14 protein-coding genes are annotated in these 18,744 nt (G+C 32.4%); 9 read left to right on the forward strand and 5 right to left on the reverse strand.

The genetic code is table 11. From position 1 onward, the window contains the following. The first annotated feature begins 85 nt into the window (after positions 1–85). The 4 genes from OLM54_RS10760 (at position 86) to OLM54_RS10775 (ending at position 3,103) form a co-directional block, all read left to right on the forward strand. On the forward strand, positions 86–685 hold the full coding sequence (locus tag OLM54_RS10760) for an HPP family protein (RefSeq protein ID WP_264534648.1): 600 nt from the start codon (positions 86–88) through the stop codon (positions 683–685). 211 nt (positions 686–896) lie between these two features. Then, on the forward strand, positions 897–1,436 hold the full coding sequence (locus OLM54_RS10765) for a plasmid pRiA4b ORF-3 family protein (RefSeq protein ID WP_264534649.1): 540 nt from the start codon (positions 897–899) through the stop codon (positions 1,434–1,436). Positions 1,437–1,527: 91 nt separating this feature from the next. Then, complete coding sequence (locus OLM54_RS10770) at positions 1,528–1,887, forward strand: four helix bundle protein (RefSeq protein WP_264534650.1); 360 nt, start codon at positions 1,528–1,530, stop codon at positions 1,885–1,887. A gap of 157 nt (positions 1,888–2,044) precedes the next feature. Next, positions 2,045–3,103 carry a nucleoid-associated protein gene (locus tag OLM54_RS10775; RefSeq protein WP_264534651.1) on the forward strand — a complete coding sequence of 353 codons (1,059 nt, stop codon included), beginning with the start codon at positions 2,045–2,047 and terminating at the stop codon, positions 3,101–3,103. Between the two features lie 85 nt (positions 3,104–3,188). Here OLM54_RS10775 and OLM54_RS10780 read toward each other — a convergent pair whose 3' ends face one another. Further along, on the reverse strand, positions 3,189–3,770 hold the full coding sequence (locus tag OLM54_RS10780) for a TetR/AcrR family transcriptional regulator (protein ID WP_264534652.1): 582 nt from the start codon (positions 3,768–3,770) through the stop codon (positions 3,189–3,191). A gap of 72 nt (positions 3,771–3,842) precedes the next feature. Further along, positions 3,843–4,595, reverse strand: coding sequence for a glucose 1-dehydrogenase (locus OLM54_RS10785; protein WP_264534653.1), 753 nt, complete (start codon positions 4,593–4,595; stop codon positions 3,843–3,845). Between the two features lie 226 nt (positions 4,596–4,821). Between OLM54_RS10785 and OLM54_RS10790 the strand changes: the two genes are divergently transcribed. Further along, positions 4,822–7,191 (forward strand): GAF domain-containing protein, encoded by a 2,370-nt coding sequence (locus tag OLM54_RS10790; RefSeq protein WP_264534654.1) that lies wholly within the window; start codon positions 4,822–4,824, stop codon positions 7,189–7,191. A gap of 170 nt (positions 7,192–7,361) precedes the next feature. Here OLM54_RS10790 and OLM54_RS10795 read toward each other — a convergent pair whose 3' ends face one another. Continuing rightward, positions 7,362–8,540, reverse strand: coding sequence for a Pycsar system effector family protein (locus OLM54_RS10795; protein ID WP_264534655.1), 1,179 nt, complete (start codon positions 8,538–8,540; stop codon positions 7,362–7,364). A 28-nt stretch (positions 8,541–8,568) separates the two neighbouring features. Between OLM54_RS10795 and OLM54_RS10800 the strand changes: the two genes are divergently transcribed. Then, positions 8,569–12,315 (forward strand): metallophosphoesterase, encoded by a 3,747-nt coding sequence (locus OLM54_RS10800; RefSeq protein WP_264534656.1) that lies wholly within the window; start codon positions 8,569–8,571, stop codon positions 12,313–12,315. A gap of 148 nt (positions 12,316–12,463) precedes the next feature. Here OLM54_RS10800 and OLM54_RS10805 read toward each other — a convergent pair whose 3' ends face one another. Both OLM54_RS10805 and OLM54_RS10810 read right to left on the reverse strand, forming a co-directional pair. Then, positions 12,464–13,324 (reverse strand): hypothetical protein, encoded by an 861-nt coding sequence (locus OLM54_RS10805; RefSeq protein ID WP_264534657.1) that lies wholly within the window; start codon positions 13,322–13,324, stop codon positions 12,464–12,466. A gap of 109 nt (positions 13,325–13,433) precedes the next feature. Beyond that, positions 13,434–14,486: a hypothetical protein gene (locus tag OLM54_RS10810; protein ID WP_264534658.1), complete on the reverse strand. Its 1,053-nt coding sequence runs from the start codon at positions 14,484–14,486 to the stop codon at positions 13,434–13,436. A gap of 108 nt (positions 14,487–14,594) precedes the next feature. On the opposite strand from OLM54_RS10810, the gene OLM54_RS10815 reads away from it, so the two are divergent. From OLM54_RS10815 to OLM54_RS10825, 3 genes are read left to right on the forward strand one after another with little or no spacing between them, the layout of a single operon-like run. Next, a complete protein-coding gene (locus OLM54_RS10815; RefSeq protein ID WP_264534659.1) occupies positions 14,595–15,506 on the forward strand; it encodes an ABC transporter ATP-binding protein in 912 nt (303 codons plus the stop codon). Between the two features lie 3 nt (positions 15,507–15,509). After that, complete coding sequence (locus OLM54_RS10820; protein WP_264534660.1) at positions 15,510–16,346, forward strand: ABC transporter permease; 837 nt, start codon at positions 15,510–15,512, stop codon at positions 16,344–16,346. A gap of 13 nt (positions 16,347–16,359) precedes the next feature. Further along, entirely contained in the window at positions 16,360–18,690 is a 2,331-nt protein-coding gene (locus OLM54_RS10825) for a choice-of-anchor L domain-containing protein (RefSeq protein WP_264534661.1), read from the forward strand. Positions 18,691–18,744: the final 54 nt, after the last annotated feature.

Consider the following 18,744-nt stretch of genomic DNA (forward strand, 5'->3'; position numbering starts at 1 on the left):
TTTTTTCTTCAAAATATTACACAAGTTGTCACAGATAATTAATCTTTAAATCTGTGGCAGAAAATAATTAAAATAATACCACATAATGCCTACTCAAAAAATAAAAAGAAGCTACAGAAAAACGCGCTACATTCTTTACAAAGAAACTTTAATCGATTTTAAAGAACACTTTTGGTCTTTTATAGGATCGTTTGTTGGTATCGGAATTTTGGCTTATGTGCAATCGATTCATTTTTCAGGAAATGATGCTGTTTATTTAATTGGTTCGTTTGGTGCTTCGAGTGTTTTGGTTTACGGAATTATTCAAAGTCCGTTTTCTCAGCCTCGAAATTTGGTTGGCGGACATGTTATCTCTGCTTTTATTGGTGTAACAGTTCAAAAACTGGCTCCGGATATTATCTGGATTTCTGCTCCCCTAGCCGTTTCATTGGCCATTATTTTAATGCAAATTACAAAAACACTACATCCGCCAGGAGGCGCAACGGCTCTTATTGCGGTTATTGGTTCTGAAAAAGTAAAAGCTTTGGGGTATCAATATGTTTTTTCTCCGGTATTAGTGGGCGTTTTGATTTTACTTTTAACGGCTTTGGTTTTTAATAATATGACTTCCGGCAGAAGTTATCCAAGTCATAGTTCTTACCACAAACGTTATCATAAAATTAGAAAAAGACTGGTTGGGAAGTAAAATAATCAGCGTTTCGTTTGTCATTGCGAGGAACGAAGCAATCTCACTAACAATTACACAAAGCTTGACTTTATAAATGCGGTTGCTTCTTTCCTCGCAATGACAAACCGGATAAAACTTTTTTAAAAAAAATCTTTTCAACAAATCGCAATTCGTAATTCGGATTTCGTTTTTTATATTTTACCTTTGACTTTTCAAAAAAACAAAGATTATGGTTTATAAATTTAGAGTAATTCTAGACGCCGAAGAAGACATTTTTAGAGACATTGCAATTCTTGAAGACGATACGCTTGAGGATTTACACAATGCGATCTTCAACGCTTTTGGTTTTGACGGAATGGAAGTAGCTTCGTTTTATACTTGCGATGAAACTTGGAATCAGGAAGATGAAATTGCACTCTTTGATACCGGCGACGTTCCCGGCGAACAACGAACTATGGGCGATTATAAATTATCTGATCTATTAGATGAACAAAATACTAAAATAATCTACGTATATGATTTCATCAATATGTGGACTTTCTTAGTGGAGTTGGCTGCTATTGAAGATCAAATTGCCGGAGTTCCGTATCCTGAAACTTTATTTTCTCACGGTGAAATGCCGGACGAAGCCATCGAAAAAAACTTTGAAGCAGATATGCACGACGATATCTACGGAGAATTTGAAGATGATCTCGACGAAGACGATCTTGATATGTTTGAAGGCGATGACAGCTTTGAAGATTATGGGTTTGAGGAGAATTGGAATTAGTCTAAGTTGCTAAGATTCTGAGATACTAAGATTCTAAGTTTTTAAACTGAAAGATTTTTCTTATTTTTATAAATAATTTAAAAATAAGATAATGAGTCATTTTAAAAAAATCTTAGTTTGGCAGAAATCAATTTCCCTCGTTACTAAAATTTACAAAGCAACAAAAACGTTTCCGAAAGAAGAAATCTTTGGATTAACCTCACAAATACGCCGAAGTTCAGTTTCAATTCCAAGTAATATTGCAGAAGGATCAGGCAGAGGAAGCAATAAAGATTTTTTGCGATTTTTATACATTTCACTTGGTTCAATATTTGAAATGCAGACTCAACTTGAAATTGCAAAAAATATAATTTACATAAACGAAGAAGAATTTAACAATTTATATGAGGACAGTCGAGAGATTGAAAGAATGTTAGCGTCATTAATTAGAAAATTGAAAGACAATAATTAAAAACTTAGAATCTTAGAGACTTAGAATCTCAGTAACTCAAAACATGAGAATAGTCGCGAAGTAGAAAGAATGCTGGTTTCATTTATTAAGAAATTAAAAAATAGAAACTAAAAAACTTAGAACCTTAGCAACTTAGAATCTCAGTACCTAAATAAATATGATCAACTTATTCAACACACACATCGAGACGCTTGCGATACACCGCGTGGGAAACAAGAGCCGAAACGAAGCCATTTTTTTATCGGAACAGCCTTTTAACTTAAATGACGAAATTGTGCCTTTGATAAAAGAGTACTTTTTTAAGCCTTTTAGAGAGAAAGAAGAAAACTATTATCAGTTTGCGCACGAAGTCGATTTGGATTATAACGACATGTTTAAATATGCTACGGAGATTTTTAATAATCCGGCTAATTTACAGGAGATTTCGAAAAAAATCACAACGCATTTATTCGAGCAGTCCAATCATCCGCATATTAAAAACGGAGAGGTTTATGTTACTTATTTAACAAATTTGAGTATTGACAATAATGTTGTTGACGCTATCGGAATTTTTAAAAGTGAGCTGCAAGCAGACTTTTTGCAATTTGAGGAAAAAGACAGTAATCTTGAAATGATTTTACAGCAAGGAATCAACCTTAGTAAACTTGACAAAGGCTGTTTGATTTTTAATTATAAAAAAGACGAAGGATATAAAATTCTAACTGTAGACAGTAACCGTTATGATGCGCGTTATTGGTTGGAGCACTTTTTATCTGTTGATGCTTTTGAAGATGAAAACTTCATCACAAAAAAATACTTGAAATTCTGTCAAAGCTTCGCAAAAGATGTTGTTTTACCGGCAGAAGACAAAAAAGAAGAAGTGATGTTTATGAACCGTTCTGTGAATTATTTCGCTAAAAATGACCAGTTTGAAGAACAAAATTTCTTAAATGAAGTATTAGACAATCCGGACTTAATTCCTGAATTCAAAAACTATAAGGTTGATAAAGGAGAAAAATACAGCATCGAAGATGTAACCTCATTCCCAATTGCGAACGCAGCAGTTTCTGACGCCAGAAAATCGATTAAAAACGTAATTAACCTGGATACTCATATTCAGATTAAAATGGATTTTATCAACCCTGAAAGCGCGGAAAAATTTGTTGAAAAAGGCTGGGATGAAGAAAAACAAATGTATTACTATTTAGTTTATTTCAATAAAGAAGAAAAAAGCTAGTAGTTTATTCATTTTCTATTACTTACTTAAACAAAAAACGGCAATTACAAATGTAATTGCCGTTTTTTAATTTCAGCTGTTTCCTTTATAAAATAGAAAACATCGCTTTTATAATATCATCGTAAACTTGTTTGTCTCTTTCACCGGTTCTCGCCAAAACACGAATTCCTGAATAATTATTAAAAATAAATCGGGCTAATACTCGTGCATCGGCAGTTTTTGAAATATGTCCTGCGTCTTGTCCTTTTTGAACCGCTTTTGTAAAAACATCTTGCATAACCTGAGTGTTGTTTTTTACAATCTTTGCAATCTCTTCATCATGCATTGCAAGTTCTACAGAAGAATTCACCATAAAACAGCCTTTCGTAATCCTGTCTTCCAAACTTTCTATAACGGCTTGTTTAAAAAGATCATGCAGTGTTTCTTTTATGTTTTCAGATTCGTCTAAGAGTTTGATTACCTGATTTTCCGATTGTTTTTGATAGCGCTGCAAAGATTGGGAAAACAGCTTCTGTTTGTCTCCAAAAGTATCATACAAACTGGATCGGCTCAAGCCTAAATGCGTTACTAAATCCTGTGCCGAAGTTCCGTTGTAACCTTTGTGCCAAAAAATTTCTATCGCTTTATCTAAAGCCTGATCTTCATTAAATTCTTTTGTTCTAGCCATGATTTCCTAAATTGAAATGTTCTACAAAGATACAAAAATACGGAACAATCGTTCCTGAATTAAAGAAAAAAATTATACTACTGCATTTACAGTAAGTCCGCCATCAACAACAATTTCTGTTCCTGTAATAAACGAAGCATCATCTGAAGCAAGGAATCCAACTGTTTTAGCAATTTCAGAAGCTTGTCCAAAACGTTTCAATAAGATTTTGTCAGCCAAAACTGCTCCAAAACCATCTACTTCTGCTTTCTCTAAACCTAATTTTCCGTAAAGCGGAGTTTCAACAGGACCAGGAGAAACGGCGTTTACTCTGATTTTTCTTGGTGCTAATTCTGTTGCAAAAACTTTGTTTAAAGATAAAACGGCTGCTTTACTTGATGCATAAACACTAGAGTTTGGCATACCAACATGTGCGTTAATTGAAGTATTAAATATGATTGAACCTCCGTCATTTAAAATTGGCAATACTTTTTGAACTGTAAAATAAACTCCTTTTACATTTACATTCATAATACTGTCGTAATGCTCTTCTGAAGCTGATTCTACGGGAGCAAATGAAGCAATTCCGGCGTTTAAGAATAAGATATCCACTTTTCCAAATTGTGCTTTTACTTGTTCAACCAAACTGTCAATTGATTTTAAATCAGATTGATCTGAAACAATTCCGGTTACATTCAATTCCTTTTCGGTTTTTGTCACAGCTTCTTTATTTCTTCCTGTTATAATTACTTTTGCACCTTTTGCTATTAATTCAGCAGCAGTTGCGTACCCAATTCCGCTATTTCCACCAGTTACAATAGCTACTTTGTTTTCTAAATTTTTCATTTTTATTTGCTTTAAATTATTGATTATTCAATTATTATGTTACAAAGATATAATAACGGAACGATCGTTCCGTTATTATTAATGTTAATTTTTAGTTAAAATAATTAACATCGCTAAAAACGCTGATTATCAGCAGTTAAAATTTATAGAAGTATAAATGAAATAGATAATAAATTAGTGTTGATTCTTAATATTTGCTTAATTTTGTAGCCTAAATAAAACCCACATGGATATTCATTTATATAAAGAAAGTCCTTTCCAAACTATAATCTCATTTCATAAATTAATAGAGTCTTTTGAAGAAATAGCTTTATCAAATGTTGATTATCGTTCTAATTATGCCAAGGCAATACTACAAGAAATAGCACTTATTCCTGAATTAAGAACCGGAATTACGGAATATTCTATTATAAAAGACAACGAAGCTTTAATTAAAAATATACTGGCAGATTTATTTCCAACGGCTCTTACCAATAACGAAATAAAAGCTGTTACGGTTCCGTTTCAAAATGTTTCATTTAATTATACAGAACGTTTTAAGAAAATTTTACGCAACGCAGGCGACGAATTTTATATGGAAATTCGTGATTTCGATGATCACCAATTCTATATTAATAACTGCTGTTTGATTTTAGGTATTTATTATAAGCAGAAAATTGACTTTAATAAACCGTTTTTTTATGATATTCCGGATGAAGACGGCGTAGAAAAACATTACCGAATTTTGTATAATGGAGATTTTATGGAGATTATTCCAACAGAAAATGCCATACACTTAACTCAGGACGATATCGATTTGTTAATGGATAATTATAGCGATATCGAACTCTGGAAATCAAAATTCCCAAAAGGAAGCTGGATTTTAAAAGGTTTTGGAATTGTTTCTTTATTTGACGCTACAACTGAAAGTGCGATATCAAACTTAAAAAGTAATTTACTGAAACCGGACACAAAAACGGTTGCATCAAATGATATTATAGAAAATATTTTTAAATCTATATTTAAGGTTCCGCACTTAAAAGTTGGTTTTATTATTTATAATCCTGAAGAAGAAAAATTCATCAGACCTATTAAGTTTGATAATCAGCTGCAGAGTTTTTTACTTTCTTCAGATCAGGAAGTGGATTGCAAGAATGCTTTTTTTGGATGTTCTTTTGAGAATTTATTAGATAAAAAAGAGCCTTTGGTCATTTCTAATGTGAAGAAATTTATTGAAGAATCGACTAATAAAACGCTTGGCGAACATTTATTGAGACAAGGTATTCAAAGTTGTGTTTTTGCGCCTGTTATTAAAGATGGTCATTTATTGGGTGTTGTAGAACTGGTTTCAGAAAATGCACGTGATTTAAATAGTATAAACGCTACTAAACTTGAACTGGTTTTACCTTATTTAACGGATACAATTGATCGTTATAATACGGATATGCAACATCAGATCGAGGCAATTATTCAACGTGAGTATACCACGATTCACCCAAGTGTGTATTGGAAATTTAGAAAAGAGTCTCAAAATTATTTCCAAAATACGAATCATACAAAAGATTATATTTTTAAGGAAATTGTTTTTAAAAATGTATTCCCTTTATACGGACAAATCGATATTAAAGGTTCGTCTGAGCATAGAAATGAAACGGTAAAAAGGGATTTAAAAAATCAATTGACCACGATTTTGGAAATTTTTGAAAATCAGAAACCAAATAGTAATTTGGTACTTCTTGAGCAGCGAAAATTTGAGTTGGAATCGATGCGCGCTGAGTTAGAAAATCCGCTAAAGGCAGATACTGAACAGCATATTCAGCGTTATATTGAAGAAGAAATTCATCCTATTTTAAAAAACACAAAGGACACGGCAAAAAATCAAAAGCTGGAAGAATTATATTTTGAAAGTCTTGATGAAAAAACAGGCATGTTTTATCAGGAAAGAAAGAAGTTTGATAATGCAATGTCTATTATAAATAAAAGGCTGGCTACTGTTCTGGACAAAAAACAGCTTGAGGCGCAGCAAATTTATCCGCATTATTATGAGCGTTTTAAAACGGATGGTGTTGAGCACAATTTATATATTGGTGCTTCAATTTCGCCAACAAAACCTTTTGATATTATGTATTTGCACAACTTGCGTTTGTGGCAGTTGCAAACTTTGTGCGAAATGGAATTAGAACATCACCAGCTTAAAGAATCTTTGCCTTATGAGCTTGATGTAACTTCGTTGATTTTGGTGTTTAGCGCACCGCTTTCTATTCGTTTTAGAATGGATGAAAAACGTTTTGATGTTGACGGAACTTATAATGCAAGATATGAAGTGGTAAAAAAACGTATTGACAAGGCAAATATCAAGGGAACAAAGGAACGAATTACTGAGAAAGAAAAAATTACAATTGTCTATTCTCAGAACAATGAGGAAACTGAGTATTTGAAATATATCAAATATCTACAGCACAAAAAGATTCTGGAGCCTTCGATCGAACAATTTGAAGTTGAAGATCTTCAGGGCGTTTCAGGTTTAAGAGCAATTCGTGTTAAAGTGATTAATAACGTAAGTAATTCAGCTATTAAAAAAATAACATATCAGGATTTATTAGATGAGCTCAACTAAATAGTTGAGCTTTTAATTAACACATAGAAACATAGCTTTTGAAACTTCTAAAGGCGTTTCACTTATTTAAACACACAGAGGCTATGTGTTAGAAACTTGTTTCTTTTTTGCATTTTTTTTACAGAAACAAAACCTATGTTTCTATGTGTTAAATCTTTAAATCAGGAATATCAAATCGATTTAAAAGCAATTACAAACGCAATAACCGTCACGATAATTCCGGCCATAAAAAGGTTGTAGGCAATTCGCAGTAAATTGTATTTACGCTGTAAAACCAAGCCAAGGTAATATAAATCTTTGATCATGGTTGAGTACAAATAATCACGATCTTTCATCATTTCGTTCATTGCCCAGTCATATTCTTCTAAAGGCATTTTATAGAAATTTCCAAAAAACAATAAGTTGATTTTTTTATTCTCTATATCTTCTCGGGTAAAAGTACCGGTTGTTACTTTTGGTCGTGTCGAAAGTATGGCAAAAATAATTGTCGTTACGCTGGACATTAACATGATGAATGTTGGAATTACCAGGTGTGCATTTTTTGGACTGTCTAATTTTGGAATTATCGATGATAGTGCAATCGAAATAATAATAGCGTTTACAGATAATAAGATATTGGCTTTACTATCTGCAATGCCGCTTAAACGCGTGTGATTTCCTAATGTAACGCGAAATAATGTATCGACACCACGATCCGGTTTTTCAATTTTGTCTTTCTTTTTATTCTCGTCTTCCAATTTATCAGCTGCTTTTTTTTCTTGTTTTTCGATTTTCTTTTGAACCAAAAGTAAGTTTTTTTCTTTTAAAGGCTGCCATTTTTTTAAGGCATAATCTGTATAAAAGCGATGTTTATTTAAAAGAAAACTCAAATTTTCCTTTGCCCATTCTGCATTAGAAAAAGAAACATTATAAGCGTTTTTCAATTCAAGACGCAATAATTCGCAGGTTGTTTCATATTGATTTCCCATTAGATGCGCAAAATCGGCATCTTTTATAATTTTTTCTAAATGGGTTTTCGGTACGTATTCTTTTACGGTTGCCAAAATTAAAGAGGATACTTTTGCAATAAATGCATCAGACTGATCTTTTTCTTTCAAAAATTTAGTTGCAATTCTTACACTTTCTTCTTCATGCTTTTCATAACCTATTATATAACCTGTGTCATGAAACCAGGCGGCAACCAAAAGCATTTCTTTTTCATCTCCTCCAACATCTTCTTTTTTGCACAGCTCTTTTACTGCATTTACAACAGTTAAAGTATGGTTAAAATTATGATAAGAATATAAATTAGAAAGTTTATCTTTGAGTAAATTACTGACGAAATCTTCAGATTGTTCTATTAGATTCATGGCGAATATTTTTATATACCACTAAATTATGAAATTGTTTTTGGATAATCATTTTATTACTAAGATTAAAAATTATTCTTTAGTAATCACTATATCATTTTTACTGTATTCGTGTGCCACACACAAGGCACAATACGGTAAAAATGTGAGCGCTAACGAAACGGATAACGCAACAGATACTATAAAAATTGCACATACTTTATTTTTAGTTGGAGATGCAGGAAATGCTGATGAAGAACAGGCACAACAGACATTGGAATTATTGCATCAGAAATTAAAAAGGGCGAATAAAAAATCGACTTTAGTTTTTTTGGGAGATAATATTTACCCAAAAGGTTTTCCTGACGGCAACAACGATTCTGAAAAGGCTTTGGCAGAAACAAAACTGAATAATCAGTTAAAATTAACGAAGGGATTTAAAGGAAAAACAATATTTATTCCCGGAAATCATGATTGGTATAGCGGTATCAAAGGTCTGGAACTTCAGGCTGATTTTGTAACTAAATATTTAAACGATAAAAAAGCATTTCTTCCAAGAAAAAGCTGTCCTATCGAAGATGTAAAAATTGATAGTACTTCCACTTTGGTTACGATTGACAGTGAATGGTTTCTGGAAGATTGGGATAATCATCCAACAATAAACGATAATTGCGACATTAAAACCAGAGAAGATTTTTTTGATGAATTAGAAAACATTCTGAATAAAAATCAGGAAAAAACAGTGGTTATTGCGATTCATCATCCTTTGCTAAGCAACGGAACGCACGGAGGTCAGTTTTCGTTAGAGAAACAATTATTTCCTTTAGAGAACAAAATTCCGCTTCCGGTAATTGGTTCTTTTATTAATTTGCTGCGAAAGACGTCCGGCGCAAGTCCGCAGGACATTCAAAATAAACAATATACTATTTATGCAAAGCGAATTAAAACGTTATTGCAAGGTCAAAAAAATGTAATTGTAGTTTCAGGGCACGATCATAATCTTCAATATATTAATAAGGAAAACATCAAACAAATTATTAGCGGCGCCGGTTCTAAATCTGAGGCAGCAAGGGCAATTAATGAAAATGATTTTTCGTACGGAGGAAATGGTTATGCAACGCTGACTTTATTTAAAAGCGGTGATGCAAAAGTGGCTTACTTTGGAAATGAAAATCAAAAGGAAAAATTACTTTTTGAACGTGAGATTATAAAAGCTAAAGAAATTAACTGGGCAGCAGATGTTTCAAATAAATTTCCTGCAACTATTACAACATCTATTTATTCTAAAAAGATGACGGATAAAAGTTTGTTTCACAAGTTTTTATTTGGTCAGCATTACCGTAAATACTACAGTTTGCCAATCGAAGCCAGAACGGCAACGATTGATACTTTAATGGGCGGTTTAAAACCTATTCGCGAAGGCGGCGGGCATCAATCTGTATCGTTAAGAATGTCTGATCCCAAGGGAAGAGAATATGTAATGCGTGCCATGAAAAAAAGTGCTACTGCATTTTTACAGTCGGTTGCGTTTAAAGATCAATATATTGTAAATGAATTCGATGACACATATACTGAAAATTTTCTTTTAGATTTTTATACGACTGCTCATCCTTACGCCCCTTTTGCAATTGGCAGTATGGCATATCAGTTAGGTATTTCTCACACAAATCCTGTTTTATATTATATTCCGAAACAAGAAGGTTTAAAAGAATTCAATTCGAATTTTGGAGATGAATTATATATGGTCGAAGAAAGACCTGCGGATAATCATCTGGATGGTAAAAATTTTGGTAATCCAACCAATATTATCAGTACAGAAGATATGATGGCGAATCTTCATAAAGATGAAAAATATTCTGTTGATGAAAAAGAATATATGAAGGCGCGTTTATTTGATATGTTAATTGGTGATTGGGACAGACACAGCGATCAATGGCGTTGGGGAGAATACAAAAAAGGGGATAAAGTTATCTACAAACCTATTCCGCGCGATCGCGATCAGGCATTTGCAAAATACGACGGAACGTTACTTTCGATATTAATGAATATTCCGGCACTTCGCCACATGCGTACTTTCAAGAACAAAATTGATAATGTAAAATGGCTTTCCAGAGAACCTTATCCTATGGATTTGGCTTTCTTAAAAACTTCTGAAGAGAAGGACTGGCTTGAACAGGCTAAGTTTATTCAGGAAAATTTATCAGACAGTGATATTGATAATGCTTTTAAAAATATGCCGAAAGAAGTTCAGGATGGAACTGTTGAGGATATTAAACGCAAGCTGAAAAACAGGAAAAAAGAGTTGCAAAAATATGCTGCAGAATATTCAGATGTTCTGGCTAAAACGGTAATGATTGCGGGAACTGATAAAAAAGACAAATTTGTTATAAACCATAATGCCAAAAAAAGCATTGAAATTCAGGTGTACCGAATTAAAAAAGAAGGCGATGAACTGGTTTATACAAAAACGGTAAATGATGCAAAAACTAAAAATCTTTGGATTTATGGTTTAGACGATACGGATGTCTTTGAGGTTGTTGGCGATAAGAAATCGAACATAAAAATTCGTTTAATTGGCGGACAAAACAATGACACTTACAATATTGAAAACGGAAAAAAAGTGATTGTTTACGATTTTAAATCAAAAAACAATACTTATAATTTCTCCCAAGGTCTCGGGACGAAAACCAAAACACAGCTTACAGATGATTATGATGTAAACTTATACAATTACGAAAAACCAAAATATAATGTTATTTCAGGACTTCCAAATATTGGTTTTAATCCTGATGATGGCGTAAAAGTGGGTATTAATCTTAATTATACGGTTAACAATTTTAAACAGAATCCGTATACGCAAAGGCACGTTATAAATGCTTTTTACTATTTTGCTACGGGCGGTTTAGAATTTAATTATGTAGCTCACTTTCCGGGATTATTGGGTAAATGGGTTATTGATGTAGAATCGCTTTATACGACTCCAAATTTTGCCATGAATTATTTTGGATACGGAAATGAAACGACGTATGATGATAAAGAGGTGGGAATGGATTATAATCGTGTTCGTATTCGCAAATTTAATGTTTCGGGCGCTATAAGACACGTTGGGCGTTATGGAAGTGAATTTAGTATGCAGCCAATTTTTCAAAGAATGACGGTTGAAGAAACGGAAGACAGATTTATTGACACGCCAAATATTGTAAATCCGAATGTTTTTGACAGTCAGAATTATGGTGGTTTAAAAATGAAATATCTTTTTAAAAATTCTGATTTTGCAGCAAAACCTACTTTGGGAGTTGCATTTATGTTTTCGGCAACATGGCTGACTAATTTAGATGAAAGCAAACAAAACTTTCCAACTCTTGAAAGTCTTTTAGGTTTTACTCATAAAATCGATCATAACGGAAAATTAGTTTTAGCGACTCTTTTAAAAGGAAAAGCTGTTTTAAATAATAATTATGATTTTTATCACGGTGCGTCTTTGGGCGGAGATACTGATTTAAGAGGGTATAGAAACGAGCGCTTTTTAGGAAGTTCTTATTTTTCTCAAAGTAGTGATTTACGTTTTACTATTGGTAAAATTCAAAAAACAATCGCGCCATTAACGTACGGAATTCTGGGAGGTTTTGATTATGGAAGGGTTTGGCTTGACGGCGAAGATTCTAAAAAATGGCATCAGGATTATGGCGGCGGACTTTGGTTAAACGCTATTAATGTGCTTACTGCCCGAATTTCTTATTTTAAATCTCCTGATGAAGTAGGTAGAGTTATTTTTGGAGCGGCGTATAGCTTTTAGTCTAAGGTTCAAAGTTTTTTTTCTTAGGTTCAAAGCGGCAAAGGCTTAGAGTTACAAAGGTTTTTTGCCACGAATTCACGAATTATTTGTAATAGAAATTCGTGAATTCTTGGCTAGCTTTTTTTTTAAAATCTTAGCAACTCAGTAACTATTTTAACTTAAACTCATAAACATTCCCTCCTATTTTGTTTGTTTTTTCGTCGGCGATTAGTAAGGTGTTGTTGTCTTTAAAAACGATGGCTTCTTTTTGTGAAAAGTGATTTAGTTTTATTTCTGTCTGGGTTCCTTTGTGAAATAAATCTCCTTTAAAGTCTGTAAACAAAACGATTTTATCATGACTTAAAACCACAACTTTTTTTCCGTCTGGGCTTATTGTTGCGCTGGTTAAAACGCAATGGTTGTAATTAGCACAGGTTTTAAACTCTCCTATTTTTGTTGCTTTTTGAGTTCCGGGTGCATTTAATATCTTGTAGATAAAAGCGGTTCCGTCAAAGTTTTTGCTTCGGTTTTTTGTAAAGAGATAAAAGTAGTTTTGATATTCAAAAAAACCTTCTACATCATAAAACATTTCTTTTTTCTTTGGAGGAAATTCTGTCTGTTCCGGATAGGAAAATGAAACTTTATATTCGGCGACAGCCATTTCTTTATTGAGTTCATTTTTGGCTACTTTGTAAATACATAAATCTTTACGTTCGTTGTCATTATTTCCAAAATCACCAATATAAATATTATCGTTTTTATCTTTTGTAATATCTTCCCAATCTACATTTGTTGCATTTGTAATGATGATTGTTTTATCTAATTTTCCGTCAGAATTTATGGCGTAGATTTTATTTGCATTTCCGCTGTCTTCTAAGGTATAAATCAAATTGTTTTTTGGGAAATAAGTAATTCCTGAAACTTCTTTTAATTTTTTGGGAAGTGAATAAAGTGTTTTAAAATCACTATTTGATTGCTGCTGACAGGCTAATAAACCAATTGAAATTCCAAGTAAAAAAAACTTTTTCATAAGATTATTTTTTTATTTTTTTAGTAACAGATTAAATGATTCCAATGATTATATCAAAGTTGAATTCTTAAAAAAAATCTTTTTAATCTTTGCAATCTGTGGCTAAAAACTAGATTAAATTCGTATTTTTAAAGTTACGGGTGATAAACTCAAAAGCTGCAAACATAATGTGTCCCATCGATTTTGCATTTTTAAATTTCATATCATTAGTATAACGGTATAATTCCATTTTTAGCTGACTCAAATGTTCATCTGTAGAAATCGTATCGTGACACATGATATTCAATAACTTTTTAATTCTGTTTTCGGCAGAGTGAATACGTTTTGCCAAAATCGCTCTTTCTTCATCTTTATACTGAATGATGGAGCGCTCTTCTAATTTGTCTTTAATGAGTCTTATCATCGGATAGTTTTCCTTAAAAAACTGCGGACGATATACTTTAAAATTTCCCTCATAACATTGCTGATCAAAGTCAATGGGACGAATTTTATAAACTACCTGATCAAAATCGTGAATGGGCACAATTACATAATTATAAGCTCGCATATCGCCTAAAAGCCTGATCATACAGCGTTCATTAAACTTTACAAATTCTTTTGCAATTTGCGATTTCTCCATTTCTGTACAATTATCCAATAAAGTATCCATAAAAACATCGCCCGGAATTCCAATAATATGTTCTTCAATTAAAGTGTCTTTATAAACCAGAAAGTTGATTTTATCCGGCGAAAGAATATCTTCTAATTCTAATCCGTATATTCTTGAAGCATCTGCTTTTTTAATATAAAAATGAACATAATTATCATTGAGAATGTTTCTTACTTTTATCCGGAATGGTTTCGAATTTCCAAAAGTACAATAGTCGATCGCATCAATATTTAAAAACTGAATAATCTCGCTGTTTCCGTCAGAATGCAAAAGGGAATAGATTTTTTTCAGATTGAGGTCTATTTCATTTCTTTCAAATTCGCTGTAATATACCCGAATCCATAAGGTATCGGTTTCATTTTTATCGTAGACATTTACAGAACCTGCAAAGCGCAATAAATCATCATAGAACACCGATACTTTTGAGATTCGTTCGTATCGTTCTAAATAACTTAAAAGTGATTGCGTTAAAGGATAAGATGGTTTTTTTAAAACCATTAAAGGTTCGCTCATTTTGAATATCTTTATTACAAATTTACATGAATAGCATGATATAAATAAATTTAGCGTAACAATATACAAGTTGGATCGTCATACTAAAAAACTAAAACCGAAATAAATTTGGAAACCATTCTTACTATTGAAAATCTTAACAAACGATACGGGCGTATTCAAGCCTTAAAAAATGTGTCTTTTGAAATACAAAAAGGCCGTGTTTATGGCATTTTGGGTCCTAACGGAAGCGGAAAATCAACCACTTTAGGAATTGTGCTGAATGTTGTTAACAAAACATCCGGCGAATATCGCTGGTTCGACGGAAAAATTCAAACGCACGAAGCTCTCAAAAAAGTTGGCGCTATTATAGAAAGACCAAATTTTTACCCGTACATGACTGCCGAAGAAAACCTGAAATTAGTCTGCAAAATAAAAAGTATTGACTATTCTAAAATCATTGAAAAATTGGATTTAGTAGGTTTATCGGAACGAAAAGACAGTAAATTCAGTACGTTTTCTTTAGGAATGAAACAGCGTTTGGCAATTGCTTCGGCGCTTTTAAATGATCCTGAAATTTTAATTTTAGATGAGCCAACAAACGGTTTAGACCCACAAGGAATTCACCAGATTCGGGATATTATTAAGACAATTGCTTCGCAGGGAACGACCATTTTACTGGCTTCGCATTTATTGGATGAAGTTGAAAAAGTGTGTTCGCATGTTATTGTTTTACGAAAAGGAGAAATTTTATACTCAGGTTCTGTTGATGGAATGTCTGCAAATGAAGGTTTCTTTGAAATTATGGCTGATGACAATATTGCTTTAAAATTTGCCTTAAAAGATCATGCTGCCGTTGATAGAATTACTGAGGAAGAAGGGAAATTATTGGTGTATTTAAAATCAGATTTCTCGGCTTCAGAATTAAATCAGTATTTATTTTCTAAAAACATTACGTTGAGTCATTTAGTAAAACGTAAAAATAGTTTAGAAGCACAATTTTTAGAATTAACCAAAAACGCAACTGCCAAAACCAACTAAACCATGAACCGACTTATATCTATAGAATTACAAAAAATCTGGAAAAACAAGGCCAGTCGTGTCCTTACTTTAACCTATTTTATTTTACTTTCTTTTATTGCCTTAATTGCCTCTATAAAATTTGATTTTGGCGTTGTTAAAATTCACGTTGCCGAAATGGGAATTTTCAATTTTCCTTTTATCTGGCATTTTAACACGTATATTGCTGCGTGGCTAAAACTCTTTTTAGCAATTGTAATCGTTTCTATGATGGCAAATGAATATAGTTATGGAACTTTAAAACAGAATTTAATTGACGGTTTAAGCAAAAAGGAATTTATTCTGTCAAAATTTCTAACTGTTGTCGTTTTTGCATTATGCTCGACAGTTTTTGTTTTTGTAATGAGTTTAATTTTAGGATTTAGCTTTTCATCTTATACAGAACTTGACGTTGTTTTTATGGATTTGGATTATCTTTTGGCGTTTTTTGTAAAGCTAATGGGTTTCTTTTCGTTCTGTTTATTTTTAGGGATTTTTGTAAAAAGGTCTGCTTTTGCTTTAGGTTTTCTTTTGGTTTGGAGTATTTTAGAAGGCATTATTAAAGGTCTTCTGATCTTTCAGGTTTTCCCAAACAGCAATAAAGCAGATTATATCACGCAATTTTTGCCATTAGAAGCTATGTCTAATTTAATTATTGAACCTTTCACAAGATTATCGGTAATAAAAACTATTGGAAACCAAATTGGTATTGAAAATACAAAGGATTATCATGTACATTATTTTTCGATTTTTATTGTTTTAATATGGACATTTTTATTTGTTTATTTTTCTTACAGAATATTAAAAAATAGAGATTTATAGTATATTTGCTGCTATGAATTATTTAAAAAGTTTTTTGTTATTTTTATTCCTCGGTTGTATATCTGCAAAGGTAAATGCCCAATTTATAAAGGTTGATGACCAAAAAACACCACAGCAGCTTATTGAAAATATTTTAGTAAACAGTTCTTGCGTTTCTGTTTCTAATACCTCAGAAAAAGGAGATACTTTTAGTCCGGGTCAAAATAGTTATGCCTATTTTAACGCGAACTCAACCGGTTTTCCTTTTCCTGAAGGTGTTGTTTTAACGACTTCTAAAAGTAAAAATGCAATTGGTCCTTATATAAGTGATCTGGGCGACGGAAGTCCAAACTGGCTTGGAGACGCAGATTTAGATCAAATGTTGGGTATTAATTCTATAAATGCTACTTCGCTAGAATTTGATTTTGTGCCTTTAACTAACTTTTTAAGTTTCAATTATATTTTTGCATCTAATGAATATCAGTTCTATTTTCCCTGTGTTTTTTCAGATGGTTTTGCATTTTTAATTAAAGAAGCCGGCACAAGTGATCCTTATAAAAATTTAGCGGTTTTACCCAATACAACGACTCCTGTTTCTTCTACAAAAGTTCATCCTAAAATTGAAACGTTTATTGATACCGACGGCAAAGTATATGAAGGCTGCCCTGCTATAAATGAAAACTATTTTAATGGTTTAAATGATATCTCGAGCCCGGTAAATTACGCCGGACAAACTATTGTCATGAATGCACAAACGAATGTAATTGCAGGAAAAAAATACCATATAAAACTTGTTATTGCCGATGATAAAAATAGATATTACGATTCGGCTGTATTTTTAGAAGCCGGAAGTTTCTCTTCAAAAATTGATTTTGGAACTGACAGAACAGTTTCAGACGGAAATCCTGTTTGTTATGGAGATAAAATGACATTAAATACAAATTTAGCCCCCACATATTCCTATAAATGGTATAAAGACGGGCTTATAATTAGCGGTGCGAATACGCCTTCCTATTCTCCAACCGAATCTGGAACTTATAAGGTAGAAGTAACGCTAACGCCTTCTGTTTGTGTTTTAAAAGGTGAAATTAAAATTGAATTTGCTCCCGAAGTTTTAGCTACAAATACTGCTTTAATACAATGCGATGATAATACAGACGGAATCTCTGTATTCGATTTAACTAAAGTAAATAATATTGTAAAAAATAATGATTCGGAAATTCTAAACAAAGGATTTTATGAATCATTAGTTGATGCGGAATCGAAAATAAATCCAATTTTAACTCCGGAAAAATATACCAATAAATCCTCCGGTCAAATTGTTTTTGCAAGACTGGAAAACAAATACGGATGCTATAAAATTGCGCAGGTAACATTACAAATTTCGAATAATGTTATCCCAAATCAAAATCCGGTAGCAACTTGTGACAGAGATGAAATTCAGGATGGTTTTTATCAATTTAATCTGGATGAACAAGTTACGCCTCAAATTATTTTGGGATTACCAGCAGGATCAATTATACAGTATTATTTAAATGCTGCTGATGCAGTAACAGGAACAAATCAGGCACTTAATGTCTTTAAAAATACAGTTGCTTTTACTCAAACTATTTATGCAAAAGTTGTAAATGGACCTGATTGTTATGCTATTACTCCTGTAACACTTGTTGTAAATACTTTTGATCCGCCAAATTTTGAAGATGAGACTAAATATTTATGTAAAGGCGGTCAAATCGATTTAGCAGTAGATCCTGGTTTCGCCAGCTATGTGTGGAATACGGGAAGCAATGCAAACCATATAATTGTTATTACTGCATCAGATTATTCGGTTATCGTTAAAGATGCCAACGATTGCGAGAAAACGAAAAAATTCAAAGTAATTTTATCAGAACCAGCTGTAATCACGGGAGCAAGTATAAAAGATTTTTCTGCAAATGAAAATTCAGTTTCATTAGAATATACAGGAGTTGGAAATTACGAATTTTCATTGGATGGAATTATTTTTCAGGATCAGCCCTTATTTACCAATGTAACGCCGGGAATTTATAATGCTATTGCCAGAGACAAAAATGGCTGCGGATTATCAAACTCTTATGTGGTATATGTTTTGGATTATCCTAGATTTTTTACTCCAAATGGAGATGGTTATAATGATGTATGGTTCATTAAAAATTTAGACCAGCTTCCTGATTATACTCTTTATATTTTTGATCGTTACGGTAAACTTCTTAAACAAATGAATCAAAACAATAGTGGCTGGAACGGTATTTTCAACGGTCAGCAATTACCATCTGACGATTATTGGTTTAACTTAACTTTTATTGATGGCAAAATAGTAAAAGGTCATTTTAGTTTAAAAAGATAAAAGGCTGGAAATTCCAAATCTCAAAAATTACAAATTCCGATATTACTGATAACA

It is taken from the genome of Flavobacterium sp. N1736 (assembly GCF_025947065.1).
In the GTDB taxonomy this organism is placed as follows: Bacteria; Bacteroidota; Bacteroidia; order Flavobacteriales; family Flavobacteriaceae; genus Flavobacterium.